Raw genomic sequence first — 15,134 nt, 5'->3', positions numbered from 1 at the left:
CAGGTCAGCCGCCCGATACGATTGGAGGATATTCCTTGGGTAATGCGCGCAATCTGGCCTTTTGGGCGGTGCTGTTCCTGCTGATTTTAGCCCTGTTCAACCTTTTCGGTGATGGGCAATCTTCGATGAACTCGTCCCAAGCGACCTACTCGGAGTTCATGGACGCCGTCGATAAAGGCGAGGTGAAGAACGTTCGCCTCGATGGCGAAGAGGTGCGCTACCAGCTCGCCGATGGAACAAGCTTCACCACCATCAAGCCGATGGAAGATCAGATCGCAGAGAAGCTGATCGACAAGGGCATCGCGGTGAGCGTCGTCAAACAACAGCAGTCGGGCTTCATGTCGTTGCTGGGCGTCTGGCTTCCCTTCCTCGTGCTGATCGGCATCTGGATCTTCTTCATGAACCGGATGCAGGGCGGCGGCAAAGGCGGCGCGATGGGCTTCGGCAAGTCCAAGGCGAAGCTGCTGACCGAGAAACATGGCCGCGTGACGTTCGACGACGTGGCGGGTATCGACGAAGCCAAGGAAGAACTCGAAGAGATCGTGGAATTCCTGCGCAACCCGCAGAAATTCTCGCGCCTCGGCGGCAAGATCCCGAAAGGCGCGCTGCTGGTTGGCCCTCCGGGTACCGGTAAGACGCTTCTGGCCCGCGCCATTGCGGGCGAGGCGGGCGTGCCCTTCTTCACCATCTCGGGCTCCGACTTCGTCGAGATGTTCGTGGGTGTGGGCGCATCCCGTGTCCGCGACATGTTCGAGCAGGCCAAGAAGAACGCGCCCTGCATCGTCTTCATCGACGAGATCGACGCGGTGGGTCGTGCCCGCGGCGTCGGCATCGGCGGCGGCAATGACGAGCGCGAACAGACCCTCAACCAGCTTCTGGTCGAGATGGACGGCTTCGAGGCCAATGAAGGCATCATCATCATCGCGGCGACGAACCGTAAAGACGTGCTCGACCCCGCGCTGCTGCGTCCGGGCCGCTTCGACCGTCAGATCCACGTCCCGAACCCCGACATCAAGGGCCGCGAGAAGATCCTGACGGTTCACTCGCGCAAAGTGCCGGTGGGGCCGGATGTCGACCTGCGCACCATTGCGCGCGGCACGCCGGGCTTCTCGGGCGCCGACCTGATGAACCTCGTCAACGAGGCCGCGCTGATGGCGGCCCGCGTCGGGCGCCGTTTCGTCTCGATGGAAGATTTCGAGAACGCGAAGGACAAGGTGATGCTGGGTGTCGAGCGCCGCTCGATGGTCCTCACCCCCGAGCAGAAGGAAATGACCGCCTATCACGAGGCCGGTCACGCCATCGTCGGCCTCTCGCTGCCGAAATGCGATCCGGTCTACAAGGCCACGATCATTCCGCGCGGTCAGGCGCTGGGTATGGTCGTCTCGCTGCCCGAGATGGACAAGCTCAACTACCACAAGGACGAGGCCAAGCAGAAGATCACCATGACCATGGCGGGCAAGGCAGCCGAGATCCTGAAATGGGGCGAAGAGCATGTCTCGAACGGCCCCGCGGGTGACATTCAGCAGGCGTCGGCGATTGCCCGCGCCATGGTGATGCGCTGGGGCATGTCCGAGAAGGTCGGCAATATCGACTATGCCGAGGCACATGAGGGCTATCAGGGCAACACCGCCGGCTTCTCGGTCTCGACCAAGACGAAAGAGCTGATCGAGGAAGAGGTGCGCGGCCTGATCGAAGACGGCTACCAAGAGGCGCGCCGCATCCTGACCGAGCGGATCGAGGATTGGGAACGCCTGGCGCAAGGCCTTCTGGAATACGAAACCCTCACCGGCGACGAGATCAAGAAGGTCCTCTCCGGAGAGCCGCTGGGCGGTGACGACGACGACAGCTCCTCGGGGAGCCTGCCGTCGGTGACCGCGCTGCCCAAAACGTCCAAGAAGAAGGACCAGGGCGACGGCGGGGCGGAAACTACCCCCGAGCCTTCGGCCTGACCGCGAAGGTTCGCGAGAATGGTCACGCGTGACGCTTCAGTGCCGGGCGCAGCCGATTGGGACCCAGACGCTTATGCGCGGTTCCGCAATCTGAGGCTGCGCCCGGCACTCGACCTTCTGGCCCGAGTGCCGCAACTGCCCGAGCGCGGCAAAATCATCGATCTGGGCTGCGGCAACGGCGCGGTGTCCGAGGCGCTGAACCACCACTACCCCAAACGCAAGATCGTGGGCGTCGACAATTCCGAGGCGATGCTGAAGCGCGCCGCGGCGACCGGCGCCTATCACCACTGCGATCTGGTCGATATTTCCGAATGGGTGCCCAACAAGCCGCCGGCAATGATCTTCTCGAACGCCGCGCTGCATTGGCTGCCCGATCACGCCACGCTGTTTCCGCGTCTGGCCGGAGAGCTGCGCGAGGGCGGCGTTCTGGCGGTGCAGATGCCCGCTCAGCATGGCGCGCCGTCGCATCGCATCCTGCGCGACCTGTCGCAGGAGATGTTCCCCGACCGGTTCAACTTCGCGGGCTGGGTGCCGCCCGTGGCCCCGGCGGTGGATTACGCGAAAATGCTTAGCCCTCTGGGCGAGGTCGATATCTGGCACACCGAATATCTGCAGGAATTGCAGCCGACGCCGGGGGCGCATCCGGTGCGCCGCTTCACGGAAAGCACGGCGATGCGTCCTTTCCTGCGACTCCTAGGCGACACTGAAGCGCAGGTTCTCATCGAACGCTATGAAACCGCGCTCGAGACGGTTTATCCTCTGCGGGACGACGGCAGCGTCTTTTTCCCGTTCCGTCGTCTGTTTGTCGTCTTGTCAAAGAGGGGCTGATGGCCGCGCTGAAACCCACGCAATATCAAGGGGAGGTCGTCTGGCTCGGGCTGGTGACCACCGAGGGACAACTGACCTCGACCCCGGTCGAAGAGATCGACTTCACCTTCGACGGTCCCGTGGGAGAGCTGCATGGCGGGCGCACGCGTCCTTCCTGCTCGCGGGTGACCGATCAGCATCCCAAGGGCACCGAGATCGCCAATGTCCGCCAGCTGACGATCCTCTCGGCGGAGGAACTGGCCGAGACTGCGTTCGCCATGGGCGTTCCGGAGATCGACCCTTCCTGGGTCGGCGCGACGATCGTGCTGCGCGGCCTGCCGGATCTGACTCATATCCCGCCCTCGGCGCGGCTGCAGAACGAGACCGGGCTGACCTTCGTGGTGGATATGGAGAACCGTCCCTGTGTCCTGCCGGGCCGGGTGATCGAGGAGCACTATCCCGAGAAGGGCAAGCGCTACAAACCGGCCGCCCAAGGTCGGCGCGGCGTCACCGCATGGGTGGAGCGTCCCGGCCGTCTGGTCGTGGGCGAGACCCTGCGGCTGCATATCCCCGATCAGCGCGCCTGGGAGCTGATGGACGAGGTCCGCTGAGGCGATTTAATCCCGCAACTGTCGCTTCTTTCCCTTTCGCTGCGCCGTCAAATGGCTACCCTCCCTCAGCAGGAGGACCCGATGACCAGTGATCTAGAGATTGCCCGTGCCGCGACGCTGCGCCCGATGCCGGAAATCGCGGCGAAGCTGGATATTCCCGAAGAGGCGCTGATCCCCTATGGCCGCGACAAGGCGAAGCTGGAGGCGGAGTTCATCGCGGGTCTGGACGCGCGCGAAACCGGCAAGCTGATCCTCGTCACCGCGATCTCGCCGACCCCTGCGGGCGAGGGCAAGACCACCACGACAGTTGGCCTCGGCGACGGGCTCTCCCGGATCGGCAAGCGCGCCGCGATCTGCCTGCGCGAAGCCTCGCTCGGTCCGAATTTCGGGATGAAAGGCGGGGCCGCGGGCGGCGGCTACGCGCAGGTCGTGCCGATGGAGTCGATGAACCTCCATTTCACCGGCGATTTCCACGCGGTCGGGGCGGCGCATAACCTGCTCTCGGCGATGATCGACAACCACATCCACTGGGGCAACGCGCTCGAGATCGACGCGCGCCGGATCACGTGGCGGCGCGTGCTCGACATGAACGACCGGGCGCTGCGCGATATCGTCGTCAGCCTTGGCGGCGTCTCGAACGGCTTCCCGCGCCAGACCGGCTTCGACATCACCGTGGCCTCGGAGGTCATGGCCTGCCTCTGCCTCAGCCGCGATCTGACGGATTTGCAGGAGCGGCTGGGTCGGATCGTCGTAGGCTATCGGCGCGACCGCTCGCCCGTGACCTGCGCCGAAATCGGGGCCGATGGCGCGATGGTGGTGCTGCTGAAAGACGCGCTGCAGCCCAATCTCGTGCAGACGCTGGAGGGCACGCCCGCCTTCGTGCATGGCGGGCCCTTCGCCAATATCGCGCATGGCTGCAACTCGGTGATCGCGACGCAAAGCGCGCTGAAACTGGCCGATTACGTCGTGACCGAAGCGGGCTTCGGGGCCGATCTGGGGGCGGAGAAGTTCTTCGACATCAAATGCCGCAAGGCCGGGCTGAGCCCGAATGCTGCGGTGGTCGTGGCGACGGTGCGGGCGCTGAAGATGAATGGCGGTGTCGCGAAAGCGGATCTCGGCGCGGAGAACGTGGCCGCCGTCGAGGCGGGCTGTGCCAATCTCGCGCGTCACATCGCGAATATGAAGAAATTCGGCGTGCCGGTCGTGGTCGCGATCAACCGCTTCACCGCCGACACCGAGGACGAGATTGCAGCGGTGCGCGCCGCCGCCGAAGCGCAGGGCGTGGAGGCGGTTCTGTGCACCCATTGGGCCGAAGGCGGCGCGGGGACCGAGGCGCTGGCGGAGAAGATCGTCGCGCTGACCGAGCGCCCGTCGCAATTCGCGCCGCTCTATCCCGATGACATGCCGCTGTTTGAGAAAATCGAAACCATCGCCACGCGCATCTACCACGCGAGCGACGTCTATGCCGATCAGAAGATCCTCAACCAGCTGCGAGACTGGGAAGAGGCGGGCTATGGCAACCTGCCGATCTGCGTGGCCAAGACGCAGTATTCCTTCAGCGCGGACCCGACGCTGCGCGGGGCGCCCTCGGGCCACACGCTGCCGATCCGCGAAGTGCGGCTCTCGGCGGGGGCGGGGTTCGTCGTGGTGATCTGCGGTGAAATCATGACCATGCCGGGCCTTCCCCGGCACCCGGCTGCGGAGACGATCGGCCTCGATGCCGAAGGCCGCATCACGGGTTTGTTCTAGGGGCGCGGTCTTGAGCTTGTTGGGCCAAGCTGCGATAGGGGGCGCGAGTGTTCCGGGAGCCTTGTCGATGAAATCTCCGTCAGACCTGCACACGATGGAAGAGCTGCGCGTCGCGATCGATGCGCTCGACCGGGAGCTGGTCGAGATGCTCGGTGCGCGCACCCGGCTGATCGCCCGTGCGGCAGAACTCAAACAGGGAAATGGCTGGCCCGCACGCATCCCCGACCGGGTCGAGGATGTGGTGGCGAAAGTGCGCGCCGCCGCCGGTCCTGCCGGGCTCGATCCCGATCTCGCCGACCGTCTGTGGCGCGAGATGATCGAGCATTTCATCGCGCAGGAAGAACAGGTTCTGGGCAAGGGAGATCCCGATGAGCGCCACGATCATTGACGGCAAGGCGCTTGCGCAGGTCAAGCTGGACGAGACCTATGCCGAGGCGCAGAGGCTTTCGGAGGCAGGCTGGGCGCCGCGCCTCGTCTCGATCTCTGTCGGCGATGTCGCGGCGGCCGAACTTTATGTGCGCAACCAGAAGAAATACGCCGAGAAAGCCGGCGTGGCCTTCGAGGTGCGCAACTACCCCGAGACGATCAGCCTCGAACAACTTCAGGGCGTGCTGGCCGGTCTGAACGCGGATCCGCGCGTCAACGGCATCATCATCCAGCGCCCGCTGCCCGCCCATATCCCGGTCAAGGTTCTGCAGAAGGCGGTTCATCCGCTCAAGGACGTGGAGGGGATGCACCCGTCCTCGATCGGCAACATCGTCTATAACGAGCTGGAACTGGGCCCCTGCACCGCCGTCGCGGCGGTGGAGATCCTGAAATCCCTTCCGCTCCAGACCGAAGGGCTCAATGTCTGTGTGATCGGTCACTCGGAGATCGTGGGCAAGCCGATCGCCTTCCTGATGATGGGGCTCGGCGCCACGGTCACCGTGTGCCACCACATGACGCGGCAGGTCTCGGTGCATTCGCGCGCCGCCGATGCCGTGTTCGTCGCGGTGGGCAAGCCGGGGTTGGTCCATGGCGAGATGCTCAAACCCGGTGCGGCGCTGATCGATATCGGCATCAACCGGGTCGAGGGGCGCACCGTGGGCGACGCCGATTTCGACAGCTGCGCCGAAGTGGCGGGCTGGATTACGCCCGTGCCGGGCGGGGTGGGGCCGGTCACGGTCTCGACGCTGATGAACAACGCGGTCCGCGCGACCCGCATGCAGATGGACCATTACCGCACGACCTTCACAGCGGCGGAGTGACGGAGGAATGAAATGACGGCGACGATCATCGACGGGAAGGCCTTCGCAGCGAGCGTGCGCGAGAAAGTGGCCGAGCATGTCACCCGGCTGCAAGAGGAGCACGGCATCACGCCGGGGCTCGCAGTGGTGCTGGTGGGCGAAGACCCGGCCAGTCAGGTCTATGTGCGCAACAAGGGCAAGCAGACGCTCGAAGCCGGGATGAACTCCTACGAGCACAAGCTGCCCGCGGAGACCTCCGAGGCCGATCTGCTGGCACTGGTCGAGAAGCTGAACGCCGATCCGGCGGTGCATGGCATCCTCGTGCAGCTGCCGTTGCCCGATCACATCGACGAGGAGAAGGTGATCAACTCGATCACCCCCGCGAAGGATGTCGATGGCTTCCATATCCTCAATGTGGGCCTTCTGGGCACCGGGCAGAAGTCGATGGTGCCCTGCACGCCGTTGGGCTGCCTGATGATGCTGCGCGACCAACTGGGCAGCCTCTCGGGGCTGAACGCCGTCGTGGTGGGCCGCTCCAACATCGTCGGCAAGCCGATGGCGCAGCTGCTGCTGCGCGACAGCTGCACCGTCACCATCGCGCATAGCCGCACCAAGGATCTCGCCGATGTCTGCCGTGGCGCCGATATCCTCGTCGCCGCCGTGGGCCGCCCGCGCATGATCCCGGGCGACTGGGTGAAGCCCGGCGCGACCGTGATCGATGTCGGTATCAACCGGATCGACGCGCCCGAGAAGGGCGAGGGCAAGACCCGGCTGGTGGGCGATGTCGATTTCGACAGCGCCAAGGAGGTCGCGGGCGCGATCACCCCGGTGCCGGGCGGCGTCGGCCCGATGACCATCGCGTGCCTTCTGGCCAACACCGTGACCGCCTGCTGCCGCGCGAACAATCTGCCCGAACCTGAGGGTTTGACTGCCTGACAAAGGTAGGTAAGGATTTCCACAGGTTGGGTGGGGTAAGCGGCCTTTGCCGTTGTCGGAACCGTAACGCTTGCGTTACCCAAGCGTCATTGGGGCGTGACGGCAATGGCAGGTTTCTGGAAAATATATTGGCGGGCATTGAAGATCCCGGCTCTGCCGGTGATCTGGGTCGTGGCATCGCTATTCGGCATCGTGGCCGGACCATTCAACACTCTCGAATCCATGTCGCTCGGTGCGCGCGTGATTTTCTGGCCGCTCAGTGTCGCGGTCGGCATCCTGATTGGCGCGGCGATCCGCATTTTTGTGCGGCGGAAGCTGGGTTTGCGCCGGTTCCGTTACGAGGCGCCCACGCTTGCCGGCCTTTCCGCTTTGGTACTAACTGTGCCGCTTTACCTGCTCGTCCTGCTGCTTGCGGCGAAGCCCAACTTCCGGGGGTTCGAGATATTCCACATGGCTGGCTATATCCTCGGCCTCTCGATGGCAGGCTCCACCCTGCGGCACTGGATGGCGCCTCAGCAGGGGCATCCGAGGCGGGCGCAGGAGGCCTCGGTGGCCGCCGCGGAGAAGGAGGCCCACCGGGACGTTGAGGCAGCGGGTAAGGGGGCTCTGTCTTCGCCCACGCCGCGTTTGCTGTATCGGCTTGAGCCTGACCTGCGCGCACCGCTGATCCGCCTCGCGGTGAATGACCACTATGTCGACGTGGTGACCGAAGCCGGGGAGACGAGCCTGCTGATCCGGCTTGCCGATGCGATCGCCGAGACCGAGGGCACGTCGGGCCTGCAGGTCCATCGTTCGCATTGGGTGGCGCGAGATGCGGTGCGCGGCATACGTAAGGAGAAGGGGCGCCTCTTCCTGCAGATGGCCGATGGCGAAGAAGTGCCCGTCTCGCGCACCTATCAGCCGCAGGTCGAGTCGGCACGGTTCCGCGCACCCGATACCGATGGGATGGCCGCGCAGTAACACCCTTAGTGGACGATCACCTCGTCTCTGACGAACATGTTGTCCCAGGCGCGATCCACCAGTTCCGGCGTCATCTGATAGGGGATGCCCTCGAATTCGCAGATTGAAATCATCTGGTCGATCAGGAAGACCGGCTGATAATTCGCGTAGATATTGTCGATGGTGGGGTACTTCACCTTGAGGAGATGCAGCAGCGCCTTCTCGTCGAGCGGCATGTTGCGCTTCTTCGCCATCATCTGGAAAATCTTGAGATAGTCGGACTGGTTCGGCCCGTCGATCTTGATCTTGAAGAAGATACGACGCAGCGCCGCCTTATCGAAGATCTCGTTCGGGTGGAAGTTGGTCGAGAAGATCACGAGCGTGTCGAAGGGCACCTCGAATTTCTCGCCCGATTGCAGCGAGAGGATGTCGCGGTTCTCTTCGAGCGGCACGATCCAACGGTTCACCAGCTTCTGCGGCGGCTCGGCCTGACGGCCAAGGTCGTCCACGATGAATACGCCGCCCGCCGATTTGAACTGCAGCGGCGCGGTATAGGTGCGCGCGGTCGCATTGTATTTCAGGTCGAGCATGTCGAGCGAAAGTTCACCACCGGTGATCACGGTCGGGCGCTCGCAATAGACGTAGCGCTGGTCGAACTGCATCCCGCGCTTGCGCAGCGAGGTGGGATCGTCTTCCTCGACCGGGACGGGGGTGTGTACGATCGGGTCGTAGACGGTGATGATCTGGCCCGCATATTCGATGGCGCGGGGGATGAAGATATTGTCGCCGATCGCGTCGCGGATGCCGTTCGAGATCGAGGATTTCCCGTTGCCGGGCGGGCCGTACATCAGGATCGAGCGCCCCGAGGAGACCGCCGGGCCAAGCTGGCCGATCAGGTCGGGCGGCAGGATCAGGTGGCCCATCGCGCCCAGAAGCTGCTGGCGAGTGAGCTGGATGTTGCGGATCGACTGGCGCTTCACCTGCTCGCGATAGACGGTCAGCGGCACCGGCATTGCGCCGTAATATTCCGACTGCGCCAGCGCATCGAGCGCGCGCGCCTTGCCGGTGTCCGACAGCTGGAAGCCCATCTCGCCGCCGGAATTGGCGTGCAGCGTGCCCATCGCCTCCAACAGGCCCTGCTTGCGGCACATGTCGATCAGGTCCTGCACCATCGTCATCGGCAGGCAGACGAGCTTGGACAGCGCAGAGGCCGTGTCCGTATTGGTGCGGAACATCGTTTTGAGCAGGATGTCCCGCATCATCACGACGTTCAGCCCGGTTTCCTCCAGCGCGCGCGGCGGGGCCGGGGCGATGACATTCGAGGTCATCATGTTCATCTGGCGCGTCCTCTCGGCTGTGCACCCCGCTTTGGTCCTGCGCGGGGGCTAAGATCGGTCCGGGCCAATCTTGCCGGTGATTGTGGCCAAATGTTGGAAAAACCGGGTAATCGCCGCGATACCCGATCGCGGAGCTGAACAATCAGCCGAGGGCCACGAGCAGCAGATATGCCCAGAGCGTGCCGACCAGCGCCAGCCCCATCGGGAAGTCCTTGCGCTTCCAGCTCACCCAATCGGGCGTGGCCTTCACCACGGCCGGGATTGCGCGAAAGATCCGGTGCGCGGCAAAGGCCGCAAGCAGGAAGGCGCAGAGCAGGAACATCGTCAGCTGCACGTCGAACAGCTCATGCGAGAAAAACGGCGCGGCGGCGGCTGCGAATTTCGCGTCGCCCGCACCGAAATGCGCGATCTGGTTCAGGATGTAACCGATCACGAAGACGACCAGCGCATGGCTCCACCGCCAGGCATAGACGTCGATCGGCAAGAGGAACGGCCCCGCGAAAGCGAAGATCACCAGAAGCGCCAGCACCGCCTTGTTGCGGATTTTCATGTATTTGAGATCGGTGAAGACCACCCAGGCGCAAACCGGGGTGATCAGCACCAGAAAGATCAGCGCCGACAGGGGCGGGGCGAGACCGAGCATCCTCTTAGCCTTTCAGCGCGCTCGACGATCCCTGATCGAGCGCCTTCAGCGCCCGGTCGGCCTCCGCGAAATACTGCGGATTGGTGTCGATCGCGTCTTGCAACAGCGTCTTACCGATATTGACGTCGCCGCGCTTCACCGCGGCCAGACCCGCCGTATACAGAAGCTGCGCGCGTTCCGTCTGGGTCATGTCGATCACGGGCAGGTCGTATTTGCCCTGGCTGGCCCGCGCGAGCACGAGGTTGTTCTTCGTGGTGAAGCGGGTCGGATCGTAGGTGAGCGCTTCCTTGAACAGCTTCTCGGCGCCTGCGGCATCGCCGCGGCTGAGCTTGGAGAAGCCCCAGTTGTTGTAGATGCCCGCGGGCTTCGTGGTCAGGCCCGCCGCGGTCTCGTAGAAGCTGTCGGCTTTCTTCCACTTTTTCTCGCTATCGGCGACCATCGCTTCGAGCCGGTAGCGGTCATAGGTCTCATGGGTCGGCGGCACGGTGTCCAGCGTGGCCTTCGCCCCGGACCAGTCGTTGGAGCGGATCTGCGCCTCGGCCATCGACACGCGGTCGTCATTGGTCGCGCCCGGCATCGTGAGGACTTCTTGCCAGACCTTCACGGCCTGCACGGGCTTTTGCGCGCGCACCAGCGATTTCGCGAGCCCACGCTTGGCATCAATGCGGTCGGGATGGTCGTTGGACAGCCGCGTGAAATAAGTCACAGCCTCGTTCGGATCGGCGACCGTCAGCATGATGTCGGTGAGGTTGGTCTCATCAACGGCATTCACGCTTTTCATCGCGCGCGCGACTTCGGCGTCGCTGTTATTGCCCATACAGCCGGAGAGAGTCATCGCGCAGCCAGCCAAGGCTGCCAGAAAGATCGGGTGGCGCATGTTACCTGCGTCCTTTTTGCTCGAGCCTCAGTGCTTCGTCAGCAGCAGGTAGTCACCGACCCCTTTCCTGACGAGCGTGAACTGCTTGTCCTGTGGCGCAGCGTAACCCGGCTCTTCTATTTTTGCGAGCGCCCGCTTGAGGTTTTGCTTGATCGCGTCCGATTGGCCACTGTCCAGCGCGAAGGCGAGTTTGAAGACGCGCGCGGCTTCGGCGTATTTGCCGCGCTCCATCAGAACGACGCCAAGGTTATTCCATGCCGGCACGAAGGTCTGATCGGCGTCGGTCGCACGGCGCAGCATCTGTTCGGCTTGGTTCAGGCGTCCCAGTTTCAGGTCGGCCGAACCGATGCCCGAGAGGATTTCCGCCGTCGCGCCATGCTGGCCCGCCGCGCGGTAATAGGCCTTGAGCGCAAGTTCGTATTCGCCCGCTTCCATCAGCCGATGACCGACGAGAAGCCCGTCGACTGCCTGCGCACCGGGTTTCGTGCCGGGGGCGAAAGCGCCCCGTTTCTCAGCCGAAAGGCCGCCCGGGTTGCAGGCGGCCAGTGTGCTTACTGTCAGCGCGGCCAGTAGCAGGCCGCGGCGCTTTGGGGTCATACCGTCAAATGCCCATATTCCTGAAGTTCTCAAGCATATCATGGATCGACGGGCCAACAAGAATGATCAGAAGCGGCGGCACGGTGAACATCATCGTGCCCAGCGTCATCTTGGTCGGGATCTTGTTGGCGGCTTCCTCGGCGCGCATGATCCGCTTGTCGCGCATGTCGGCGGCATAGAGGCGCAGGGCCTCGGCGATCGAGGTGCCGAATTGCTGCGACTGGATCATCACGGTCACGAAGCTTGCAATATCCGGCACACCCGAGCGTTCGCCGAAATTGCGCAGCACGGTCGACTTGTCGAGACCGGCCTTGATCTCGTGGGCGACCATCGCGAATTCCTCCGACAGCGCCGGGTAGGATTTGTTCAGCTCTTTCGAGACCCGGATGATCCCCTGATCGAGCGACTGGCCGGCCTCGACGCAGACGAGCAGCATGTCGAGCGAGTCGGGGAAACCGTTCTGCATTTCGTCGGTGCGCGCTTTCACGCGCTTGTTCACCCAGTATTTCGGGCCGTAATAGCCGACGCCGCCGGGGCCGAGCACCCAGAGCACCGTGCCCAGCATCCCCATGCTTTGCCCCTCGGGCGCGCCGGAGTTGTAGAGCACGACATAAAGCGAGCCGAGCGCGAGCAGGCCGATGCCCGCCGCGAACTGGACCGCGTGGAAGGTGCGCACGGCATTCGGGCCGCGATAGCCGGCCGATTGCAGCCATTTCCGCGACTCCGACAGTTCCTCGGCGTTTTGCGGCTCGAGGAAGGCCGAATATTTCTGCAGCTTGTCGCTCTGGGTATCGCGCAGTTTCTGGTTCGTTTTGTCCGTGTTCCCACCGGTGTTCTGGCGCGGCGGGCGCGGGGCTTTTCCGCGAATCTTGTCGAACGGATCCTCGCGCTTCTTCAGGAGTGCAGGGATCGCGGCGAGCACCAGAAGCCCGCCGAGCGCCGCCAGAGCGATCATCGGCCCCATCGGCCCGAGCGCATCGGTCAGCATCTGGTTGATGGCAGCGAAATCCATTGGGCTCTCCTCAGACCTTGATGGTTGTCATGACCTTCATGAAGATCACGTTGGCGCCGAGCAGCAGGAACACCACGATGGCGGCCGGGATGAAGGCGGCGGTCGTTTTCACCTCGTCGTAATAATCGGGCGAGACGACCTGAATGATCACCATCACCACGACGGGGAAGGCCGACAGGAAGATGCCCGACCAGCGCGGCTCTGCAGTGATCGCCTTCACGCGGCGGAACAGCCGGAAGCGCGAGCGGATGACTTTCGACAGGCCTTCGAGAACTTCGGCGAGGTTGCCGCCCGAGGTCTGCTGGATCGACACGGCAACCGCGAGGAAGCGCAGATCCTGCATATCCAGACGTTCGGCCATTTCCGAGATTGCCTCGGCCACGTTGCGCCCATAGGCGGCCTCGTCGGCGATGATGCCGAACTCGGTGCCCATCGGATCGGGGATTTCGCGTGCAACCGCCTGGATCGCGGAGGCTAGCGGATGGCCCACGCGCAAACTGCGCACCATCAGTTCCACCGCGTCGGGAAGTTGCTCCTCCATCAGCGCCATGCGCTTCTTGGCCTTCGAGCTGACCCAGAAGAACACACCGCCCACGCCCATGAAGAGCGCGAGGAAGATACGGATGAAGAGCCCCGCCTGCGAGGCTACCGTGAGGGCGATGAAGGCGGCGAAACAGGCGAAGGCCATGATGCCGATCAGGGCCATCGGCGAGAAGGCGATATTGCCCTTCTGCGCCTTGTCGGCCAGCAGCGAATAAAGCGGGATCGAGCGCGCATCGTTATGCTGCGTCGCTTCCTTGCGCAGACGTTCCAGCACCTCTTCGCGCCGCTCACCCTTGTTGAGCATCTCGAGGCGGCGATTGACCCGCTTGTTGAGCGAGATCGATTTGCCGAAGAACAGCAGATAGACGCCTTCGACGAGCAGAAGCACTGCGACGAAGATCAGCAGGTAGATAATGGGGGTCGCCATGGCGGGGTGTCCTTAGTCCTGCACGGGTTCGTAGATCGAAGCCGGCAGGTCGTAGCCCCATTGCCGGAACCGATCGGAATAATGCGAGCGCACGCCGGTCGCGGTGAAGCGCCCGATGATCTTGCCGTCGGGGGCGAGGCCGAGACGCTCGTAGCGGAAGACTTCCTGCATCGAGATCACGTCGCCTTCCATGCCGGTGACTTCCGTCACCGAGACCATGCGGCGCGAGCCGTCCTGCAGGCGCGAGGCCTGCACGATCAGGTTCACAGCCGACGCGATCTGGCTGCGCATCGCCTTCATCGGCATCTCGATGCCCGACATCGAGATCATGTTCTCCAGACGCGCCACGCCGTCACGGGCGGAGTTCGCGTGGATCGTGGTCATCGACCCGTCGTGACCGGTGTTCATGGCCTGCAACATGTCGATGACTTCCTCGCCGCGCGTTTCGCCAACGATGATACGGTCGGGACGCATCCGCAGAGCGTTCCTGAGACAGTCGCGCTGCGTGACCGCGCCCTTGCCTTCGACGTTCGGCGGACGGCTTTCCATCCGGCCCACATGGGTCTGTTGCAGCTGAAGTTCGGCCGTGTCCTCGATCGTCAGAATGCGCTCGGCGTTGTCGATGAAGGACGACAGCGCGTTGAGCGTCGTCGTCTTACCCGAGCCCGTCCCGCCCGAGACGATCACGTTGAGACGCGTCGCGACCGCGGCTTGCAGATAGGCCGCCATTTCCTCGGTGAAGGCGCCGTAATTGACGAGATCGTCGATCCCGAGCTTGTCCTTCTTGAACTTACGAATGGAGACGAGCGAGCCGTCCACCGCGATCGGCGGTACCATCGCATTGAAGCGCGAGCCATCGGCAAGACGGGCGTCCACGTAAGGGTTGGATTCATCGACGCGACGACCCACGGCCGACACGATCTTGTCGATGATGCGCAGCAGGTGGCGTTCATCCTTGAAGGTGATGTCGCTCAGTTCGAGTTTGCCATCGCGTTCAATGAAGATCTGCTGCGGGCCGTTGACCAGAATATCGTTGACGGTCTCGTCCTTGAGCAGCGGCTCGAGCGGGCCGAGGCCCATGACCTCGTCGTAAAGCTCCTGCTGTAGGGCCTGACGGTCCTGCGCGTTCAGCGCGACCGAAAGCTCGGTCATCGCCTCGGCGGTGATGTCGGCGATCTCGGCGCGCAGCTCGCGTTCCGATGCGTGCTCGAGCGCGGCGAGGTTCAGGTTCTCCAGTAGCCGCTTGTGCAGCTCCACCTTGAGTTCCTGAAGGCGCTGCTTGCGCTTCTTTTCCTTGTCGACGGCCACCGGGTCGGCTGCGACCTTCTGAGGCGCCATCTTGCGATGCACCTGCGTCTTCGGCGCAGCGTCGATCGGCGGCGGCTTGGCGGCACCGGGCGCGGGCGGCGGGGGGGCGGCCTTGCCGTTGGTGGGCTTTGCCCCGTCTTTCTTGTAGCGCGAAAACATCTGGACGTGTCCTT

15 protein-coding genes are annotated in these 15,134 nt (G+C 63.7%); 8 read left to right on the top strand and 7 right to left on the bottom strand.

Annotated elements, in window-relative coordinates; all coding sequences use genetic code 11:
- Positions 1–35: 35 nt before the first annotated feature.
- The 8 genes from ftsH (at position 36) to BMI86_RS06485 (ending at position 8,238) form a co-directional block, all read left to right on the top strand.
- Positions 36–1,949: an ATP-dependent zinc metalloprotease FtsH gene (gene ftsH / locus BMI86_RS06520; protein WP_078521918.1), complete on the top strand. Its 1,914-nt coding sequence runs from the start codon at positions 36–38 to the stop codon at positions 1,947–1,949.
- A gap of 18 nt (positions 1,950–1,967) precedes the next feature.
- Entirely contained in the window at positions 1,968–2,777 is an 810-nt protein-coding gene (locus tag BMI86_RS06515) for a methyltransferase domain-containing protein (protein ID WP_078540247.1), read from the top strand.
- The gene (locus BMI86_RS06510) at positions 2,777–3,367 is read left to right on the top strand and encodes a sulfurase (protein ID WP_078521914.1); all 591 of its coding nucleotides are present in this window, start codon (positions 2,777–2,779) and stop codon (positions 3,365–3,367) included. Before BMI86_RS06515 ends, BMI86_RS06510 begins: the two co-directional genes overlap by 1 nt.
- A gap of 81 nt (positions 3,368–3,448) precedes the next feature.
- A complete protein-coding gene (locus tag BMI86_RS06505; RefSeq protein WP_078540246.1) occupies positions 3,449–5,116 on the top strand; it encodes a formate--tetrahydrofolate ligase in 1,668 nt (555 codons plus the stop codon).
- 67 nt (positions 5,117–5,183) lie between these two features.
- A complete protein-coding gene (locus tag BMI86_RS06500) occupies positions 5,184–5,504 on the top strand; it encodes a chorismate mutase (RefSeq protein ID WP_078521910.1) in 321 nt (106 codons plus the stop codon).
- Complete coding sequence (locus BMI86_RS06495; protein ID WP_078540245.1) at positions 5,485–6,363, top strand: bifunctional 5,10-methylenetetrahydrofolate dehydrogenase/5,10-methenyltetrahydrofolate cyclohydrolase; 879 nt, start codon at positions 5,485–5,487, stop codon at positions 6,361–6,363. Before BMI86_RS06500 ends, BMI86_RS06495 begins: the two co-directional genes overlap by 20 nt.
- 12 nt (positions 6,364–6,375) lie before the next feature.
- The gene (gene folD / locus BMI86_RS06490; protein ID WP_078540244.1) at positions 6,376–7,278 is read left to right on the top strand and encodes a bifunctional methylenetetrahydrofolate dehydrogenase/methenyltetrahydrofolate cyclohydrolase FolD; all 903 of its coding nucleotides are present in this window, start codon (positions 6,376–6,378) and stop codon (positions 7,276–7,278) included.
- Positions 7,279–7,383: 105 nt separating this feature from the next.
- Positions 7,384–8,238: a LytTR family DNA-binding domain-containing protein gene (locus BMI86_RS06485; RefSeq protein ID WP_143594703.1), complete on the top strand. Its 855-nt coding sequence runs from the start codon at positions 7,384–7,386 to the stop codon at positions 8,236–8,238.
- A 5-nt stretch (positions 8,239–8,243) separates the two neighbouring features.
- Here the strand turns inward: BMI86_RS06485 and BMI86_RS06480 are convergent, their stop codons facing one another.
- The 7 genes from BMI86_RS06480 to BMI86_RS06450 form a co-directional block, all read right to left on the bottom strand.
- Positions 8,244–9,554: an ATPase gene (locus BMI86_RS06480; protein ID WP_078521903.1), complete on the bottom strand. Its 1,311-nt coding sequence runs from the start codon at positions 9,552–9,554 to the stop codon at positions 8,244–8,246.
- A 142-nt stretch (positions 9,555–9,696) separates the two neighbouring features.
- Positions 9,697–10,197, bottom strand: a complete 501-nt coding sequence (locus tag BMI86_RS06475; RefSeq protein WP_078540242.1) for a prepilin peptidase — start codon at positions 10,195–10,197, stop codon at positions 9,697–9,699.
- Positions 10,198–10,201: 4 nt separating this feature from the next.
- On the bottom strand, positions 10,202–11,074 hold the full coding sequence (locus BMI86_RS06470) for a hypothetical protein (protein ID WP_078540241.1): 873 nt from the start codon (positions 11,072–11,074) through the stop codon (positions 10,202–10,204).
- A gap of 27 nt (positions 11,075–11,101) precedes the next feature.
- Complete coding sequence (locus BMI86_RS06465; RefSeq protein WP_078540240.1) at positions 11,102–11,671, bottom strand: tetratricopeptide repeat protein; 570 nt, start codon at positions 11,669–11,671, stop codon at positions 11,102–11,104.
- A gap of 4 nt (positions 11,672–11,675) precedes the next feature.
- On the bottom strand, positions 11,676–12,683 hold the full coding sequence (locus BMI86_RS06460) for a type II secretion system F family protein (protein ID WP_078540239.1): 1,008 nt from the start codon (positions 12,681–12,683) through the stop codon (positions 11,676–11,678).
- Between the two features lie 10 nt (positions 12,684–12,693).
- A complete protein-coding gene (locus BMI86_RS06455) occupies positions 12,694–13,653 on the bottom strand; it encodes a type II secretion system F family protein (protein ID WP_078521894.1) in 960 nt (319 codons plus the stop codon).
- Between the two features lie 12 nt (positions 13,654–13,665).
- Positions 13,666–15,120, bottom strand: a complete 1,455-nt coding sequence (locus tag BMI86_RS06450) for a CpaF family protein (RefSeq protein ID WP_078540238.1) — start codon at positions 15,118–15,120, stop codon at positions 13,666–13,668.
- Positions 15,121–15,134: the final 14 nt, after the last annotated feature.

Origin of the sequence: Thioclava sp. DLFJ5-1 (assembly GCF_002020115.1) — a bacterium.
GTDB classification, from domain to species: Bacteria; Pseudomonadota; Alphaproteobacteria; order Rhodobacterales; family Rhodobacteraceae; genus Thioclava; species Thioclava sediminum.
The sequence above is the reverse complement of the archived record's forward strand: the minus strand, read 5'-3'. Positions and strand labels throughout refer to the sequence as shown.

Excerpts from the sequence above, each read along its gene's own strand:
- BMI86_RS06460 (WP_078540239.1), bottom strand. The coding sequence starts at position 12,683 with ATGGATTTCGCTGCCATCAACCAGATGCTGACCGATGCGCTCGGGCCG.
- folD (WP_078540244.1), top strand. The coding sequence starts at position 6,376 with ATGACGGCGACGATCATCGACGGGAAGGCCTTCGCAGCGAGCGTGCGC.
- BMI86_RS06495 (WP_078540245.1), top strand. The coding sequence starts at position 5,485 with ATGAGCGCCACGATCATTGACGGCAAGGCGCTTGCGCAGGTCAAGCTG.
- BMI86_RS06500 (WP_078521910.1), top strand. The coding sequence starts at position 5,184 with ATGAAATCTCCGTCAGACCTGCACACGATGGAAGAGCTGCGCGTCGCG.
- BMI86_RS06485 (WP_143594703.1), top strand. The coding sequence starts at position 7,384 with ATGGCAGGTTTCTGGAAAATATATTGGCGGGCATTGAAGATCCCGGCT.
- BMI86_RS06475 (WP_078540242.1), bottom strand. The coding sequence starts at position 10,197 with ATGCTCGGTCTCGCCCCGCCCCTGTCGGCGCTGATCTTTCTGGTGCTG.
- BMI86_RS06480 (WP_078521903.1), bottom strand. The coding sequence starts at position 9,554 with ATGAACATGATGACCTCGAATGTCATCGCCCCGGCCCCGCCGCGCGCG.
- BMI86_RS06465 (WP_078540240.1), bottom strand. The coding sequence starts at position 11,671 with ATGACCCCAAAGCGCCGCGGCCTGCTACTGGCCGCGCTGACAGTAAGC.
- BMI86_RS06450 (WP_078540238.1), bottom strand. The coding sequence starts at position 15,120 with ATGTTTTCGCGCTACAAGAAAGACGGGGCAAAGCCCACCAACGGCAAG.
- BMI86_RS06510 (WP_078521914.1), top strand. The coding sequence starts at position 2,777 with ATGGCCGCGCTGAAACCCACGCAATATCAAGGGGAGGTCGTCTGGCTC.
- BMI86_RS06455 (WP_078521894.1), bottom strand. The coding sequence starts at position 13,653 with ATGGCGACCCCCATTATCTACCTGCTGATCTTCGTCGCAGTGCTTCTG.
- BMI86_RS06515 (WP_078540247.1), top strand. The coding sequence starts at position 1,968 with ATGGTCACGCGTGACGCTTCAGTGCCGGGCGCAGCCGATTGGGACCCA.
- BMI86_RS06505 (WP_078540246.1), top strand. The coding sequence starts at position 3,449 with ATGACCAGTGATCTAGAGATTGCCCGTGCCGCGACGCTGCGCCCGATG.
- BMI86_RS06470 (WP_078540241.1), bottom strand. The coding sequence starts at position 11,074 with ATGCGCCACCCGATCTTTCTGGCAGCCTTGGCTGGCTGCGCGATGACT.